Annotated in this window: 8 protein-coding genes; all 8 read right to left on the bottom strand. The window is 42.8% G+C overall.

Translation table 11 applies throughout. From position 1 onward, the window contains the following. Window positions 1-65 precede the first annotated feature (65 nt). Complete coding sequence (locus C4F40_RS14840; protein WP_196940162.1) at window positions 66-1166, bottom strand: glycoside hydrolase family protein; 1101 nt, start codon at window positions 1164-1166, stop codon at window positions 66-68. Window positions 1167-1970: 804 nt separating this feature from the next. Next, a complete protein-coding gene (locus tag C4F40_RS14835; RefSeq protein ID WP_196940161.1) occupies window positions 1971-3002 on the bottom strand; it encodes a GntR family transcriptional regulator in 1032 nt (343 codons plus the stop codon). 315 nt (window positions 3003-3317) lie between these two features. Then, on the bottom strand, window positions 3318-5474 hold the full coding sequence (locus C4F40_RS14830; RefSeq protein ID WP_196940160.1) for a RagB/SusD family nutrient uptake outer membrane protein: 2157 nt from the start codon (window positions 5472-5474) through the stop codon (window positions 3318-3320). Between the two features lie 24 nt (window positions 5475-5498). Then, window positions 5499-8750, bottom strand: coding sequence for a SusC/RagA family TonB-linked outer membrane protein (locus C4F40_RS14825; RefSeq protein WP_196940159.1), 3252 nt, complete (start codon window positions 8748-8750; stop codon window positions 5499-5501). A gap of 214 nt (window positions 8751-8964) precedes the next feature. Further along, window positions 8965-11706 carry a glycosyl hydrolase gene (locus C4F40_RS14820; RefSeq protein WP_196940158.1) on the bottom strand — a complete coding sequence of 914 codons (2742 nt, stop codon included), beginning with the start codon at window positions 11704-11706 and terminating at the stop codon, window positions 8965-8967. Between the two features lie 7 nt (window positions 11707-11713). Then, on the bottom strand, window positions 11714-12025 hold the full coding sequence (gene rhaM, locus C4F40_RS14815; protein ID WP_196940157.1) for an L-rhamnose mutarotase: 312 nt from the start codon (window positions 12023-12025) through the stop codon (window positions 11714-11716). A gap of 2 nt (window positions 12026-12027) precedes the next feature. After that, on the bottom strand, window positions 12028-14973 hold the full coding sequence (locus tag C4F40_RS14810) for a sugar-binding domain-containing protein (RefSeq protein ID WP_196940156.1): 2946 nt from the start codon (window positions 14971-14973) through the stop codon (window positions 12028-12030). A gap of 1 nt (window position 14974) precedes the next feature. Continuing rightward, window positions 14975-17422 carry a glycoside hydrolase family 31 protein gene (locus C4F40_RS14805; RefSeq protein ID WP_196940155.1) on the bottom strand — a complete coding sequence of 816 codons (2448 nt, stop codon included), beginning with the start codon at window positions 17420-17422 and terminating at the stop codon, window positions 14975-14977. Window positions 17423-17519: the final 97 nt, after the last annotated feature.

Here is a 17519-nt window from a genome sequence, read left to right as displayed (position 1 = left end):
GCATTTGTTTATGGTTTATTCTTGTTATTTGTTGTGATCTGTCGGGCAGTAACGACACGGAACTATTAAGCCGAATCTATTATCTCAAATACAAAAGTAGTCGCGGTGTCATATGCTCCTCCTTGCGTTCCGCCAAATATATATTTTGGTTTTTTATTATCCTTGTCAAATAAAATCATCGGTCTTTCTAACCGCCCAAAACGTTTTAAATGTTTAGGTGGCTCACTTTCCGTTACATAAGACTTTAAATCTAGGTAGGCAATCTGTGGCTCCGACCAAACTATGCCGTCGTCGGATGTTAAAATCAAGCCATATTCATGGTTGTAAAAACCCATGTCGCGTGCGATCAATTTATATGTATTGTTCTCTCTCCACACAAATGCGTCTTCCAGCTGCGCATTGTTCGGACGATTGGAAAAATCAATAACGGGCTTATCTGAAACTTTATGATATGGCCCCAGTGGATGATCTGCTTTCGCCAATCCATATTTTCGATTTCCTCGCACAGCTCCCGCCATATTACTGTATTCTGCAGTATTCCAGGATTTATAATACAGCCAATATTTACCATCTTCTCCTTTTATAAATGCGGGATTCGTTGTACAGTGATCGTCCCATTCGCCATCTTTACCGGGTAAAAGGCAAGGTTGGTCGTATCGTTTCCAGGGGCCATCGAGACTATCTGATGTAGCTATACCGATACGTTTTGTATTTGTTTTTCCATTTGAATTACCCATATAAAAAAGATAATATACGCCGTCCACCTCTTTGATCAACGGATTATGGCAGGTCGTGCTATCCCAGTATTCAGCCCTGGGCGCCAAAGCAACATCTTTGTGTTGAAAAGGCCCTTCCGGTGAATCCGCCACGGCATGACCTATTTCAGAACCTCTGATCCAGCCGCTCATTCCCTTCGTTTTCAACCATCGCGAATAAAAGAGATGGACTTTTCCGTCGGTACCCCAAATGGGTGATGAGCACCAGATATAATAGTCTTCGAGCGAAAAACTCCTACCCAAGGGTTTGAGCTTAAAATATGGTCGTGCGTTGACCGAAGTATCTGCAAAAAGATAATCAGGAATCAACACACTCGAAGTCGCCAAAACTAAAGATTGTATAAATCTTTTTCTGGAAACGAATTCCGGATTTGTGCTACTTTCAATCATGGTAAGTCAACGATTTTAACAAGATAACTTATAGGTTTAAACCACCAAGATATCAAAACCACTATACGTGCGTATCCTGCACCGTCCTGTAAAAAAATATATTTGGATTAACAAAATGTTGCAAATCGTACTAAAGTGCTATCCCTAATAGTTTTAGGCACCTATTTGACTTACACACAATGGAAAGTATAACTATAATATTACAAAGTGACAACTGTGTTTTACATCGATTACTTTTTATAAAATACAAGGTGTTGATTTGGATTTGTGATTTTGAGATGTAAAAAAGGAAGGTTTTATTTAGTCAGATTGTCGCTCGCTAATTCCACATTGTATTAGCAACAATTAATATCCGTATTTATCTTTTTGCCCTCATCGGCGGGCAGCCTAGTCCTTTTCCCTTGATGGAAAATGGACCAAAAGATCAAGACTGGGTCAATGTTACGCTAAAAGCTTTTGGATTTACTAAACAGCTCTGAGCCGTTGCACTTCGTAGATCTGTTCTTAACGCAAATCCAAAAGCTTTCTTAACGCTACACCGACCTAGGTCGTCCTTTTTACTCAGCCGAAGTATAGTCGTATACAACAAAAGCAGTGTCCTTACAAATTCGGAAAATGTCGCCTTAGCCATTTGCCAATTGCAGAGGGAGGCACTAGCCATTCTGGCAAATGGGTACAGCGACGATTTTTGCTTCTTTTTAGGAAAAAGAAGTCGCCCCTGCGCCGGCGATAGAGGCGCATAGAAAATTGACTAAGAAAAACCTTCGTTTATTATTACAACAACAAAAGTTTAAAAGAATTATTTTAAATTGAAGGCCTCAAATTAACATAAAAGGGAACTTCAACATGATGATTGGAATTATCTTTAATAATCTGTGCCGCGTATATCCCCATTAATTCGAAATCGGTTGAAATCGTAGTAATACCGTTTAGAATAAATTTCTTGAGCGGCGTTTCATTATAGGATATAATACCGATATCTGTTCCGATTTCTAAGCCTTTTGATATGACTTTATCAACGAGAATCACTAAATCGTCTTCCGCAAGATTAATATAGCACTCTCCTTTTTTTATATTTTCTTTGGATAGATTGCCTACTAAACTGTGGTCAAAAGCATATTGCTGACAAAACTTATAAAAACCTTTAATAATTGATTTTGGATAATCGCTGTTGTCTGGAAATACCAATTTCAACATACGGTATTTTGACAGCGGATCCAATGCTTTTTCCAGTGCCTGATAGATATCTTTCTCGTAGTTTTCATACACTGCAGGAAAGTCACCTTCCATTCCTTCCACCATTCGTCCCAATAACATAAGCTTTTCTGCCGGTATTAGGGCAAGTACATCCGGAGCCTGATCTCTACCTTCTTTAAAATGTGGAAATACCACATATCGGTCGTATTGCTTCGTCAGATTTAACAATAAGCTTCGTAAGTAGGATATATCGCTGTTGTAAACAAACATATCCAAGGAGGCGTCATCGCCTAACTCCTTTGCAAAAGCATCATAAACTATTTTTTTATGGGCACTAAGTTTATTTAAAAATAAAGCTATTTTTTGACGGCTTCTAATGTCTGCCTTTGCAATAAAGTAACCTTTCCCGGGAGTTGAAGCAATAATATCTTGGTTTTTCAGCAACTTATATCCCTTTTCTACCGTGTCGCGAGAAATATCCAAATGCATACTCAGCTCGTTAATCGAAGGCAACATATCCCCTACGCCAATGAGTTTATTTTTGATTGCATCAATTACGGCATCCGCTAATTGCAAGTATTTAGGAGTAGATGAAAAATCACTAATTTGAATATATTTTATCAAATCAACCGCACTCATAACAATGAATCTTTGTGTAAAACAGGAATAGGGATAAAGAAAAGGATTTTTAATGGAAACACAAAGATTAAATAACAATATATTTTAAGAAATGCAGCAGTATAAAAAGTATACTATCTCGTCATTTCGACGAGGAACGAGGAGAAATCCACAAATATGAATAAACAAAAACAACTGACTATCAGCACCTTGAATACATATTCCTAGATTTCTCCCTTTGGTCGAAATGACGTTTACACGCTTTATAAGACCTTTTTAGATGTCCTCTTTTCGTTGATTAATGATCCTGTATATAATTTCTTTTGGTATAAAGTTTTAATAACCCGGATTCTGATAGGCTTTTCTAGCCGCTTCATCCAACGGATTTCCGGCTTCATCTGTCAGCTGAATTAAGAAAGCGTTAGGCCATGGACGGAAAGTATGATATTTAGCCAATTGACCTTTTCCATTGCCATCCTGCCCCGTCCCATTAGCCGTATTGCTTGCGACAGGCCATAATCCTGAGCGGTCTGAAGCCATTTGATTATAATGCGCCGTACGCTCGTATAATATCCCTGCGTTATGCAGGTCTTCCCAAGCCAAACCTTCCGACAAAAACTCCCTCGCCTTTTCATTATAGATAAAATGAATAAACGCCTCTTCCTTTGATGTTATGCTTGGCATATAACCTTGACGATTGGCTTCTGCTGTACCCGGCGTGAAGTGGCTTTCGGTCACGGCAATCTTGGAAAATGTATTAGAAGCTGCTGTATAAGGCGCCACAAGCTCTTCAGGAGCAAGCTCTGCTGCTTGCGGCTCCCACCGCACCAAGACCTCTGGGCGGGTATCGCCTGCTTTAAACGCTGCTCTCCTGCGGATCACGTTGATATCTTCCACCGCTAAACCATACTGCGCTTTTCGACCATAAGCTTCAGCACGGATCAAGAAAGTTTCCGCCAAACGCATCAGGATAGCATCCCGTGTACCCGATTCACTGTTAAAATTAGCTTCATCTGCACTCCCACCACGCATCGGATCTACATGTTTACGCGAAGCGAGGTATGGTGCGGGTTGTCCAGTTGCCAAGCCTAGATTGGAACCGTCTATAAAAAGTCGGTAATAGTATCGGTCACTTACAGCAGAACGTACCCAACGGGCCATAAACTGGTAAGGTTGACTATGTACCATAGCCGAGTCTAAGGCGGTTTCCCTAGTATTTTCAAGGTAGATGATTGCACGCTGATTTTGCTTTATACGTTTCTCGGTCGCCGTTACAGTCGGTGCATCTGCTGGCTTATTCGCATTCCACCAGCTGGCTGCTGCTGCACCCCAAGTGTAAGAAGTACTCGTATTTTCCGGCATATTGGCTATGTATTCATGTTGGAAGGTTTTTGCATAACGCGAATCGTACATCCTGTCTGTGAAATTATCATAACCCCAATCGGTCGGCTTGAAGGTGCCAAAAGGGCGCCCATACATCATCGATCGCGTTACACCAGATTGATTCGTATAATTACCAGTATGGTAATTGACTGACCTGTTGTCGAATCGAGCGTGCAAGGTAAGGTTGACATCAAACTGTGCCGCCCACAAAATCTCATTCTCTGGATTCGCTTCCGCTATCGCAGGATCAAATAAACGCCAATAATCAACCGCAAGGCCACCTTCGCCGCCAGCCAAATTTATCACTTCAGAAGCCAATACAATTGTCGAGTCCAGATCCGTCGTCACGTTTCCTTTGTAAAGCATACGAAGATGCTCTTCCGCACTGTTCTGAAAATTCGCCCCCTGTGCACGATTTAGATAAACTTTAGCCAAGAAATGGCCAGCTGCCAATTTAGTTACACGGCCTTGATCGTTCTGCAGCACAGGCAAATGTTCGTATGCAAAACGCAAATCGGCAATGATATGCTCGTACACTTCCTCAATACCCGACTTCGGATAATAAAATACCCCATCGGTCTCGTATCTCGCCTGGCGCAATATAGGCACATCGCCCAGTTGATTAGAAATCAAATAGTACGCCCATGCCCTTAAGAACCGTACCTCTGCGCGACGCGTGTTCAAAAATAATTCATCTGTACCAAATCGTCCGGGAGCAAGTTCATCCATCGTCTCTAAGGCGATATGACAGTTGTTGATATGCGGGTAAGCACCCATCGGTGCATAGGTGGAATTTACCGCCCCTAAAAAATTAGCCATATTCCCTGCGATACGACTCAGATCATTTCCATACTCTCCAACATTTAGCTGCGCAACAGGAGCCGAAGCGGTTTGATAGGTATCTGTCTCGGTCTCTATCAATCTCGCTCCACTCCCGTCCCACTCGTGCTTATTCCGTGCGTACACATACAATCCATTTATAAGCGATTCTAAACCAACTTCATTCGTATAGAAGTCTTGCGTTAGATTGGCGACCTGCTCTTCATCCAAAAAGCCTTTACAGGAAAACAAGCCGGTCACTGTAAATAATATTAAGATATATTTTTTCATCACATTTCTTATTTGTACTGCCATTTAAAAATTTGCCCTTATACTGAATACATACGACTGCGGTAAAATCGTATTATTATTGTTCCCACCTAGCGGATTTCCATCTCCAGAAGATCGCTCCCAGTTCGTATCGTCATCGGGGTTGTATCCCATTTTGACCGCATCCTTTCCAAAGAGGAAGGGATTCATCACTTGCGCATTTAGCTGTATCCCTTTTACAAACTGCTTTTCTAGCAAAAGCTTAGGTAAGTCGTAGGTCAAGGATATATTTCGAACCGATACAAATGATCCGTTATGGTATTGCATGGCCGGTGTAATATTGTCTCGATTACCGATCAAATTAGCCCTTGGCCAAGTTCCATTCGGATTCTCAAACGACCATATATCGTTTTCAACCCGACCGTTTGGCCATATACCACCATACGAATTTGGATACCCGCCATAGAAAGTCTGTCCAAAACGTGCATATATAAACGTGCTAAAGGTAAAGTCTTTGTAGCGTAGCGTATTCGTTATACCTCCGGTCCATTTCGGACGAGTCGTACCACGTATCACCATATCATCAGCCGTTATTCTATAGTCGCCATTCTGATCAATGACCCGTATATCCCCGGGAGCGAAACGATGCCCATTCGTATTAAATTGGTTTATTTCGGCGATGTCTTCGGGCGTATTCTGCCAAATACCGGCATTGTCATAGTTAAAAAAGACTTGTGTAGGATGACCAATAAACCTGCGGTCCGCTAACATATCCTGCTTCCCATTCTGCAATTCGACAATTTCCTCGTGATTGGTATTCCAGTTGAAGGAAGTAGACCAAGAAAAATGTTCCTTTTGAATATTAACTGTATTCAATGTGATTTCCAATCCACGGTTCAACGTTTTCCCGATATTTTCAAGTTTATTTACATATCCCGATACTGGTGGCAACGATCTTTCCAGAAGTAAAGAAGAAGTATTTCCTTGATACATCTCAATGCTACCACCAATACGACTGCTCCACAGGTTAAAATCTAAACCGATATTGTATTGGGCAGTATTCTCCCACTCTAGTAAAGGATTACGAACGAGTTGCGGCAAATAACCTACTGCGGCGCCATCTCCAAAAGCATAGGGATTACGACTTAACGGACCGCTGGAGGTATACGGATTAACGCCAGCATTACCCGTCACACCATATCCAGCACGTAACTTCAACTCGTTTACAAAGGTAAGTGAAGACATAAAGTCTTCATCCATTATATTCCACGCCAATGCCATAGAAGGATAAAAATGCCATTTATGCCCAGGCGCCAAAACTGAAGCGCCGTCGTAACGACCGGTTGCCGTTATTAAATACTTCCCTTTGTAAGCATAGTTCACCCGACCCATCCAAGACATCAGAGTATTCTCCGAAAATCCGGTTCCGTAACCGTTGGGACGACCGTTTGTATTGGAAGCGAGGTCATACCAATAACTGATGTCATACACCGTTCCAATTACGTTGGTATTGATACTTTCGAGGCGTTCGCGCTGTGCAGATTGCAGCAAGGTAACTCCTAGGTGATGGTCTTCGCCGAAATTCTTATCGGCGAAAAGTAAATTTTCAGCCACCCAACCCAACCGCTGTTCGTTGTTGTACCCTGCAGTATTCGGACGATTATTAAGATGTGACGTAGCATTAGGTCCCGTCCACGCCCCGGCACGATAGTTACGGAACTGCGCGCCAAAATTCAGGCGGTATTTTAACCAGGGTAGAATTTGTACCTCTGTAAATAAGGTTGGTGATACGGCATATGTACGGCGCTCGTTTTTCACTTGGTCGATATCCATTACGGGGTTGAAAATCTGAAGATTTCCTCCCGGGTTTACAATCCAGTTCCCATTATCGTTCATCGGAGCAGAAAAAGGAAACTGTCCTAGCGCTCTTGACAAAATGTCTTTTGCGCCTGTATTCGATGTATTCGGCGCTAATATTCCATAATTCTGTATCGATGTAGACGCGAATATACTTGCTCCGAATGTCAACCAGTCGGTAGCTTTTACATCCCCATTCAATGTTAAATTTAAGCGTTCATAATCCTGATCTTTTAATACCCCTTGCTGATCAAAATAGTCTAAGGAAGCATAAATTCTAGACTTCTCATTACCGCTCGACACCGATATCTGATGATTCTGCGTCACCCCTGGACGTGTTACATCTCCAACCCAATCGTGAGTTGGAATATTTGCGGAGTTGTAAATAGGCACTTCAGCGGGCCATCCCATAGCCTGTTCCGCGGCGGTCGTAGAGCGCATTTTTACGACCTGACCAAAATCTTCCCATTCGTAGCCTTGCCATACCCTGTTTCGTGTAAAAATATCCTGTCCCAGCCCCATCCGACGCTCATCTTCAAATGGATCAGCATAACCACCGCGCACAGGTGTAAAAGCATCTGTGTATTGCGCTGTACTATACAAGTTACCGTTCATTAAACTTTCCCGCCAACGGTCAATATACTGACCTCCGTCCATCCAATCGGTCAAGGACTTATAACGGTCTATGTTAGCACTACCACGGTACGAGGCTGAAGTAAGGCCAGACTTTCCTTTTTTTGTTGTAATAAGAATAACCCCATTCGCACCGCGTGATCCGTAAATAGCTGTGGCAGATGCATCTTTAAGAACGTCCATCGACTCGATGTCGTTGGGACTGATATCCCCCAGTGCTCCCCCTACCAATGGAATACCGTCGACAACAATTAGGGGGCTGTTATTAGCCGTCAACGATCTATTCCCTCGAATGCGGATAGCTGGCGTTTCGCCTGGACGAATGTTACTGGATACGTTTACGCCAGCAGCTTTACCTTGCAAGGCTTCAGCCACATTTTGCACGGGCCTCTCGCGGAGTTCTTCTCCCGAAACCCGTGATATAGCACCGGTTACATCGCGCTTGCGTTGCGTTCCATATCCAACCACCACCACTTCTTCCAACTCCTCCTGCTCACTTTGCAATCGGATTTCCGTAATGTTGCCAGAGAGTGGTATTCGTCGCGTGGTATAACCAACCACGCTCACTTCTAATGTTTCCGTGTTCTTTCCTGAAATTTGAAAAGATCCGTCTGAACCCGAGGAGGCAGAGAGACCCGTTTCAATTACCTTCAAGGTAGCCCCGCTAATAGGTTCTTTCGTTGTTGCATCAACAATCTTACCTATCCTAAGATCCGATTGGGCATAAAGGTTTGTGCAAACAAATATCGAGTATAGCACAAATAAAATGGGAATGACCTTAGTTTTTGAAAAAAAATATTTATCCATATCAAAATTGTTAGAGGTTTATTTCTATAATGGGTGCAATGCAATTTAAAAACAGTTTCCCTGCTAACCATCATGGACTTACAGGCGCTGTCCTGCCCGTATACGCCATAAACCTAAAAAAAACAGGGAGCAGGATATTGGCATCCTGCTCCCTGTTGAGAAACAATAAAAAGTAATATGCAAGCTTACTATCTCAAGTGCTAATTTTGTAACACTAATAACTCAAAATACGAACCGGTCCAAACAACCCGCTATCCATCAATTCCCAGCTACTCGCATCAAAATCCTTGTAATTGATATTTACGAAGTTGATCTCGTGATAATTCCGCCATTTTACGCCATTTACGTCTAAGTCCCGAACTCGATTTGCCATTAAGTTAGCCACTTCGATACGAATGCTATTTTCGCCATCAACCACAACATCTTCTATATTGATCTCAAATGGATGCGACCATACAACGCCGACCTCCTTGCCATTCACTACAACCTTTGCACTTTCGGCGACCTTCCCCAATTCCAATAAATAAGATTTACCTGTCTCTTTATTCAATCTGAACGTCGTTTCGTAGACCGCAGTCCCCGAAAACCGGTTCGCCGCTTTGTCGTTCCAAGTCGTCCAGGAAGAAAGTTCGCTCAATGTTCTTGCTTTCGGCAATTCAGGGCCGCCTGCTATAAATGCGATCTTCCAAGGGGTAGAAATATTGACAACTTCTTTTACGTCGTCCTGATACGGATAGACTTTCTCTCCCTGCTTCTTGTCTGTAACGAGAATCACCCATGCGTAACCTGATTTAAGCTGCACCCGTATCGATTTGTTACGAACTGGTAAAGCGTAGTGTGCCCCAGTTTGCGGATCCAAGAGTATGTAATTTTTTCCCTCGGCATTCAATCGAACCTCTTGGTCTACCGTAGATTTTCCGTGATTTACGATGTAATAATAAGTATCCTCACCTGCTGTACGTCTACTAAATTTAAGTCCTGAACGTATAATCCGCTCGCCAAAAAGCTGTTCGGTTTCCAGTGCAGACTGTACATCTTGTGTTAGGTAAATCTTCCCCCTACCATATGCAGTATATTGATTCTTATCCTCGGCATTAAACTTTAGCGTTGCAATAAGGCTTTGCAACTTCATTTTTCGCGCCTTTATATCGGCGAAGCCATTTACTTCCTTCGGTAGGTCTTCAAAAATGATCGTAGCTCCCTCTTCTGCCAAGGATAATAATTTCTCAAAAGTCTTTTCAGAAAAATAAGTACAGCTTGGAATGTATATAACTTTGTACGGATTTGCGTGTTGAGCCGTCGATATACCATGCTCTTTTATTACCGACCGACCGATAATATCATCCGTTACAAAATCAAAACTATAGCCCATTTTTTGCAGGCGTACACTCTGCTTATAAAATTCGGTCGGATGCAACCAACTGTCTACATGGTGTACGCTTAACGTTTTATCAATCCCTTTTGGACTGTTCCAAATATCATATATCGGCCAATATACCAATATTTCATTATCAGCTTTGCTTGTCTGAAGTATCGACTGCACCCGGGTGATGTACTGATTCAAACCGATTAAATGCGGCCAAAAGGAATTATTTGTCGTAAAATTAACCGAAGCATAGAACAACCAACCCGGGTAAGGAACATCTTGCGGTGAATAGGTCGTTCCATGATAAAACACATGATTGACACCAGCCAGAAACAACTGTTCTACTTCAGGTTTGGCCTGAGACAACGAGGTTTTGAAATGCTCGGTGAGCCACGTAAATGTTTCCGAGGAAGTATATTTTTTCCCGCTGGTATTGGTAGCAGAAGTGGCGAACTTAGCCATCATCGGATCCGGATCTACATTCCGTACGTCTGCACTGTCTCTTCTCAGATTCGGGATATCGAAACTGCTCGAACCAAACGTTTCACACTCCGCAATGTCCGTACTTGCATACAAATCGATTAAATTACCCGGGGAACCATGAGCCTGGTTTTTTGAAATCGCCCCGTGCTTATTGGCAAATTGCGTAAAGGGAATCAAAAAGTTATTCTTAAGAATGGCACTTACCACTTCGCGGTAGTCCGATTTAACCCTTGCCTGTTTATCCAGATCATCACTCTTTCCAGCAAAATGAATTAAATGATGTTGCAATTTGTATCCTTTTATGTGTTCAAATTCCTGTAGAAATTCATCCGTCCAGTTCGCTCCATATACCTCGTAACTGTCGTTGAAGAAGGATCGTACGTTTAACTTTTTGTTCGAAAACGCATTGTTAAACCGCTCAAAGTATGATTGTACGGAGGATTTTCCTAAGTGATCCAAGGTAAATCCCTCTCCTCCCGGAGCCGCTCTTTTTACTTTTTGGCGTGTTCTTCCCGAGAACAAAGCAATAATGTTTACATCCTCCGGTGCTGTCCAAGATTGATCTCCCGATCGGATATAGGCATCCAAATTTATTTCCTCTCCGGATTGCTTATACGCCCGTAAAGCCTGTAAACTTGCGTACGTTTGTTTGGCATCGCTCACTTTCAATGGAAGACTGAGCTTTTCTCCCTTCTTTACTTGGATTTCATCCAAGAACAACCGTGTAGCAGCATCTCTTTCCTGGATATGAGGACCACCGAACGGCCAGCCCGTACCCAGGTTGATATCTACACCCATGCCCAGTTTGTTGGACGTGTTTGTCGTAAAGTCGAGCATCTCCATCCAAGTTGGGGAAAGATACTGTACATATCTTTTTTCGTAATTTTTTGCCCCGTAGATTGGCGTAATTTCTACACCTCCAAATCCTGCTTTCTCAAAGAGGTTCAATTCCCGATCGATATTAGGTTTATCTACAGCGGAGCCCAGCCACCACCAACGGGTCCAAGGTTTCATTTCCTTCGTCACGGTTGGCCACAAATCTTGCGCTAATGAGATCGAAATGGAACTCGTCAAAGACAACATTACTGCTGCAATTATCTTCTTCATATACTACTTAATCTAAATGAAATACTTTTGTTAAAGGTGTAGAAACCGGAGAAAAATCTTCATGGGTGTCCATGATATCTGCCATGTACTTCCACCATTTCTGAACCACTTCCTCTTTGCCCAAATCCTGTGAGGAGGAACCAGATTGCTTTTGCACGGCAAATAAGGTATCTGTTTCTTCATCAAGGAAAATAGTATAGTCACGCACGCCTGTTTCCTTGAGCAGCACAACCAGTTCAGCCCATATTTCGTTATGTCGTTTTATGTATTCGGCCTTCTGTCCTTTTTTAAGTTTCATTTTAAATGCAACTTTTTCCATAGCTATTTTTTGTTATGTATATCAATTTCTATAATACTCAATGTGCCTTTGGCATTCGTATCATCGCGTTGTACCCCGTCGTCCAATTTCTTTCCCCCAATCTCCTCGTGTTTATTTTCACTGGCAACATAAGAAGATTTTGCCAATTGAATTTTCACCCGCTGGCCCTTAGTTCGAGGAAAAGAGAGTGTACAATAACCTAATGTGGTCGGTGTATTCCCTTCATAGACCAATTTATCATCTACAAAAATTTGAAGCGGATACGAACGTGATCTAAAATTATTCAACTTGAGATCAATCTCATTGATATCCGATTTTTTATCCAGTGTATATTCTATCCACGCAGTGCTTAATTTACCGTCATTTACCCAATCCGATAATTCATTGCTATCGTACGAGTTTATCCCAGTCTCGGTGTTGGCACCAGCAGTTGATCGCTTAATCCGCAACGTTTCACGGGTCTGCACAACTGTAGATCCGGTTGGACCGGCACCCCTGCTTAGGTTTAATGGTAAATTCATACTTGATTCCTTCACAAAGTAGTCGTCCGTTGCTTTTACCGGAGAGACCTCAAATTGAACGGAATCGGCCTGTAACCCGTTGGACATCGCTTTTATCTTTACAGTACCTGTCTTTCCGTAACGGGTACGCAGGAGCACACGATTTATACCAGCTTCTACAGGCAGGGATTCGGAAAGAATGTAGTTGTTTGGTCCCTGAGCAATCCCTCCTTTCCATTCCATAGGTCCTTCAATTTGGAAATCGATCATATTCAAAGCTGTGGGAGAGCGGTTACCTTTATGGTCCACCACCTCTACATCGACCATAACCATATCGTTACCATCTGCATAGAGACCATTCTCGCCGTGTACATACTTCAATTTTACGCGATACGGAACATCAGCAGTCTGAATTACTTTCTCCGCTAATAAGGTTCCATCTTCGGCATACGATTTGGCTGAAAGTTCGCCTGTTTGAAATGCAATATCGGAAAAAGTAAACAAAAAATTATACGATCGCTCCCCAAAACCTTGGGATACACCATTTATAAAAAGCTCTACCTTTTCACCAGCGGCAATTACGAAAATATCTTTCTTTACTTCTGGCATATAGTTCCAATGCCCAACAATATGCAAACCGGTCGGATCGGTTTCTACCCAACCATTCCACATTACTTGATGCGCATAGAAAGCATCTTTGGGGATACGCATCGCATCTACTTCACCGCTACGGCGGTAGTTCTCTTTTCCACGATAGTGTGTATTCGAATCCGAAAAAATGATATTAACACCCCCTGAGCTCACTCGTTTTCCTGTCCCCGGGCGAACGGTCCAATACTCCCACCACCTTTTCACCGCTTCGACGGCATGGGAATCTTGGTTGCGGTTATAGTCGCTGGCATCATTGCCTTTGTACAATGGCCCCTCCCCGTCTTTATGATACGGATAGGTATATTCATCCCAATATTTACGCAACCCTTCATCCCGCATGTATTCGGTTGCGATCATGGGATGCCGATTGCTTTTATTGGTATACAACATCTCTCCGCCATATTCGGCGATCTTACTATCCAACATTTCGCGCGAACCTATTGCCCGGCCTCCATGCGGATCATATTGATCGCGTATCGCAATCATCTCTGCCATATGTGCTTCAGAAATGGATTCATTTCCACATTCATAAAAAAGCACACTTGGGCTGTTTCTATAATAAATAATAGCATCCCGCATCAATTCTGTGCGCTGCTCCCATCGTCTTCCATCGACATCTCTTTCTGCATCGCCGGCAGGTAACATCTGCATCAAACCTACCCGGTCGCATGATTCTACATCTTGCTTCCACGGCGTGACATGCATCCACCTGACTAGATTGGCATTACTTTCTACCATCAGTCGATTGCTATAATCGCTCAGCCAAGGCGCAACAGACAATCCAAGTGCCGGCCATTCGTTACTTGTACGCTGCGCATATCCTTTCATCATTAACACCTTATCATTGAGATACACCATCCCTTCTCTAAAGGCTGTTTTACGAAAACCTGTCTTCGTATCTACAGCATCTACCACACGCTCATCAACGACCACCTTGGACGTCACCGTATATAAGTACCCATACCCCCAGCTCCAGAAATTAACGTCCTTTATGGGCGCATTGGCTTTCAAAATATTCGTGCTCCCCGGCTGCAAGGTGTAACCTTTTGAAAACGTCTTAACAAGTTGCTGGTCGATATCACGAACCTCCACAACAAAATTAACCTGTTTGCTACTCTTTGTTTCATTTTTCACTTCCGATTCCACGAATAGATCGATCGACTTGTTGTCGATTTGCATATTTTTCGCGTATACGTATACCCCGGTTGTTTTCAGATTAGAATACAGGGGCAGCGTTTGATAAATCGGTGCTGTAAAATGGATCCAAACATTCTTCGGGATGCCACCATAATTGGCGTTAAAATTTTTATCGTTCCATTGATAGGTGCTATTGGTTGCCTTTTCACGGTACGACCAGCTGTTGTCGATACGGACTGCCAAGACATTTTCCTGATCGGATAACAGGGCGTCAGATAAATCCAATCCAAATCCCATTACCCCATTTTCATGTCGGCCGATGAATTTGCCATTCAAATAAAATTCACCGCCGTGCCGAATACCCTCAAACTCGAGAAAAACTTTGTCCGACACCACACCTTTGGGTACAGCAAAAGATTTTCTATACCACACAATATCCGTACTATGCTCATGAATAGGTTTCGCAAAAGCCTCCTCCGCATTCCAAGCATACGGCAGCGTTACCTCTTTCCATTCTCTCGTGTCAAAAGTGGGATTTTCTGCACCTACTGCATCTCCAATATGAAGTTTCCATCCTGCATTAAAACTAAACTTCGTGCGGTCGTTGCCGAATACAACGAGGCTACAAGTAAGTAGAAATAAAATTAAAAAGTTACGCATATCAATAGTTTATATTTAGCTGAATATCGACCTTATTCGTATAGGCAGTTTGCACGATAAGCTGATAGTTGGTTGCATCATAATACCAGCTGCCATCGGAAAGTCCATCTGCTGTAGCTACTTTAGGCAACGGCTTGCCATTCTCTGAAATGGCCTGAGGTTCCGTCATAACGGATCGTATCTTCGCGGTATACGTGCGCGGATATACAGAAAAACCACCTTGGCTTCGATCAATCCTTAACACCGTATTATTCCATTTAATCGTAGCAGTTGCAAATTCTCCATTTTTATACGCTACAGTTTCTCCATCATCATCGTACAAGACAAAGCTCGATTCCTTGTCGTTTTCGATCGGGAATAAATCCAGGGATATGTTGTCAATCTTTTTTTCATCGCTATAAGCCATTTTGGGCTGCATGGGTATAATGCCACCTGCTTTTACAAATAGTGGTATAGTTTCTAATGGCGATACGACATGGATGTAGCGCTTACCTTCGTATTTCTTGCCGGTCCAATAGTCAAACCAGATGCCTTCCGGCAGGTAAATGCTTCGTGTAATGGCGCCTTTCGTCGTCACCGGACATACCATTAAATAGTCGCCCAATAGATACTGATCTGTAATGGTATAGGTATTCATATCATCCTGATAGTCCAAAAGCAGTGCGCGCATCAATGGAATACCTTCTAGGTGATTTTGGTAAAGTGTAGTATACAAGTAGGGCATCAATTGATAACGAAGCTCATCGTAGAATTTGAAATTCGCCAACGCTTCTTCTCCGTAATTCCAAGGCTCTTTATAACCGGGGTGATCCATCCCAAATAGCATGGCAATGGGCGAAAACATACCGAATTGAACCCAACGCATATACAGTTCCGGATCCGCATTATGCTCAAATCCCCCCATACAATGTGTCCAGTTTCCTACTCCGGATAAACCAATATTTAAACCTGCTTTAATGACAGGTTCAAAATATTGCCATTCACTTGGCCAGTCACCAGCAAAAATAAAAGGATACTTTTGAATACCTGCATAACCTTCACGCGTATGGTTAAGCCCTCGTACACCATTAAATTTTTGAAAAGATTCATAAGCCGCCTTCGCGTAGACCAAAGGAAAAATATTATGCAATCTTTCCGCTTCCTTTCCGGTAGGCCCTACTTTATCGCTTTCATTTGCTAATGCCCCAAATGCACTTCCTTCGTCCGTCTTTAAGAATTTAGCGCCCAGACTTGCTGCCTTTTTAACGCCGTTCTCAAACCACCAATCCACAGCTTTCGGGTCGAAAAAGTTTACAAACTCGCCCGGACTTTCACCTTCCGGATAGGTATATCCCAGCTCTCGAGCCTGGTCTAGAAGATTCAGGCTTTTGGCGTTATCAAATCGGGGACGTAAGTGTACCCCGACCATTTTGTAGTCCATATCATAGATTCGGTCAAACATACCTTTGGGATCTTTGAACGTTTCTCTCCATTCGAAAGAGGTAGCTCCCTTTCCACCATTTTTACCAAACAGCCTCCAGGTCGAATCCAACCATAATATATCGGTTGGAATACCTTCAGCACGCAGCCGTCTCGCGAGCTCCACCACATATTCGTCGCTCGTTAATTCCTCATGCCCCCAAGTGCCACCGCTATAGGTGCCTACGTGCAAACCCAGTGCATATTTGGGAAGCAAAGGCGCCTTGCCTGTAATGTCGGTATATTGATTCAATAACGATTTAAACTGTGGTCCATAGATAAAGAAATAATCGATTTCGCCATCTACCGCTGCAAAAGAGTATTGATCGGCAGCGGAGCTCCCCATATCCCAGTGTGTTCTATAGGCCGTGTGAAAAAATATACCGTACCCTTTCGTACTCATGAAAAAAGGCACGGGAGAATAATTAGCCTGTAGCACATCATAGGCTCCAACAGCATGTGGCTTTCCTTTCCCCCTGCCCACGTCTAAGGTCAACGTCTTGCCGCGGCGATCTAAGAAATCCATGCGTTCTCCAAATCCAAAGAAATGCTCGTCGGCAGTCATTTTTTTCACGACCTTGACGGCTTCGGTTGATTTACCTGGCGCTATTTCGTCTTGGTTGATGATCTCTCCCGCGTTGTTCTTAAATACAGTTTTGAAATCGCTTTTATCTACTTCGACTGTTAAAAATACAGTTTTTAACACGAAGAACTGCGCATTTTCCTCTACCGTGAAATCGGTCTTAGCCTGCGTCTTCGGCGCAAGCATATAGTTCTCCAAATTAGAAAATTCTGAGTTCCAGGTATGCCGTATCCGCACTGTTGTAGGCGAATACACTTCCAATTGTGTCAGCGCATGTTCATTTTTAAAGTGGATAACATTTCCATCCACCTTAAAACCTGCTGTATATCTTCCTACCGTTTGTGCTGTAGACGATCCTATCGAAACGAAAACTAAAAACAGGCAAAATACACTTACTATTTTGTTCATATTACGATCTTTTTAACAATCCGTTTAGCCTTTTAAAACAGACTAGGCAGGCGTATTATCTTCTTCTAAATATCATCTTAGCACCGAATGTTGCATC

The sequence above is a fragment of the Sphingobacterium pedocola genome (genome assembly GCF_015209965.1).
In the GTDB taxonomy this organism is placed as follows: domain Bacteria; phylum Bacteroidota; class Bacteroidia; order Sphingobacteriales; family Sphingobacteriaceae; genus Sphingobacterium; species Sphingobacterium pedocola.
The sequence above is the reverse complement of the archived record's forward strand: the minus strand, read 5'-3'. Positions and strand labels throughout refer to the sequence as shown.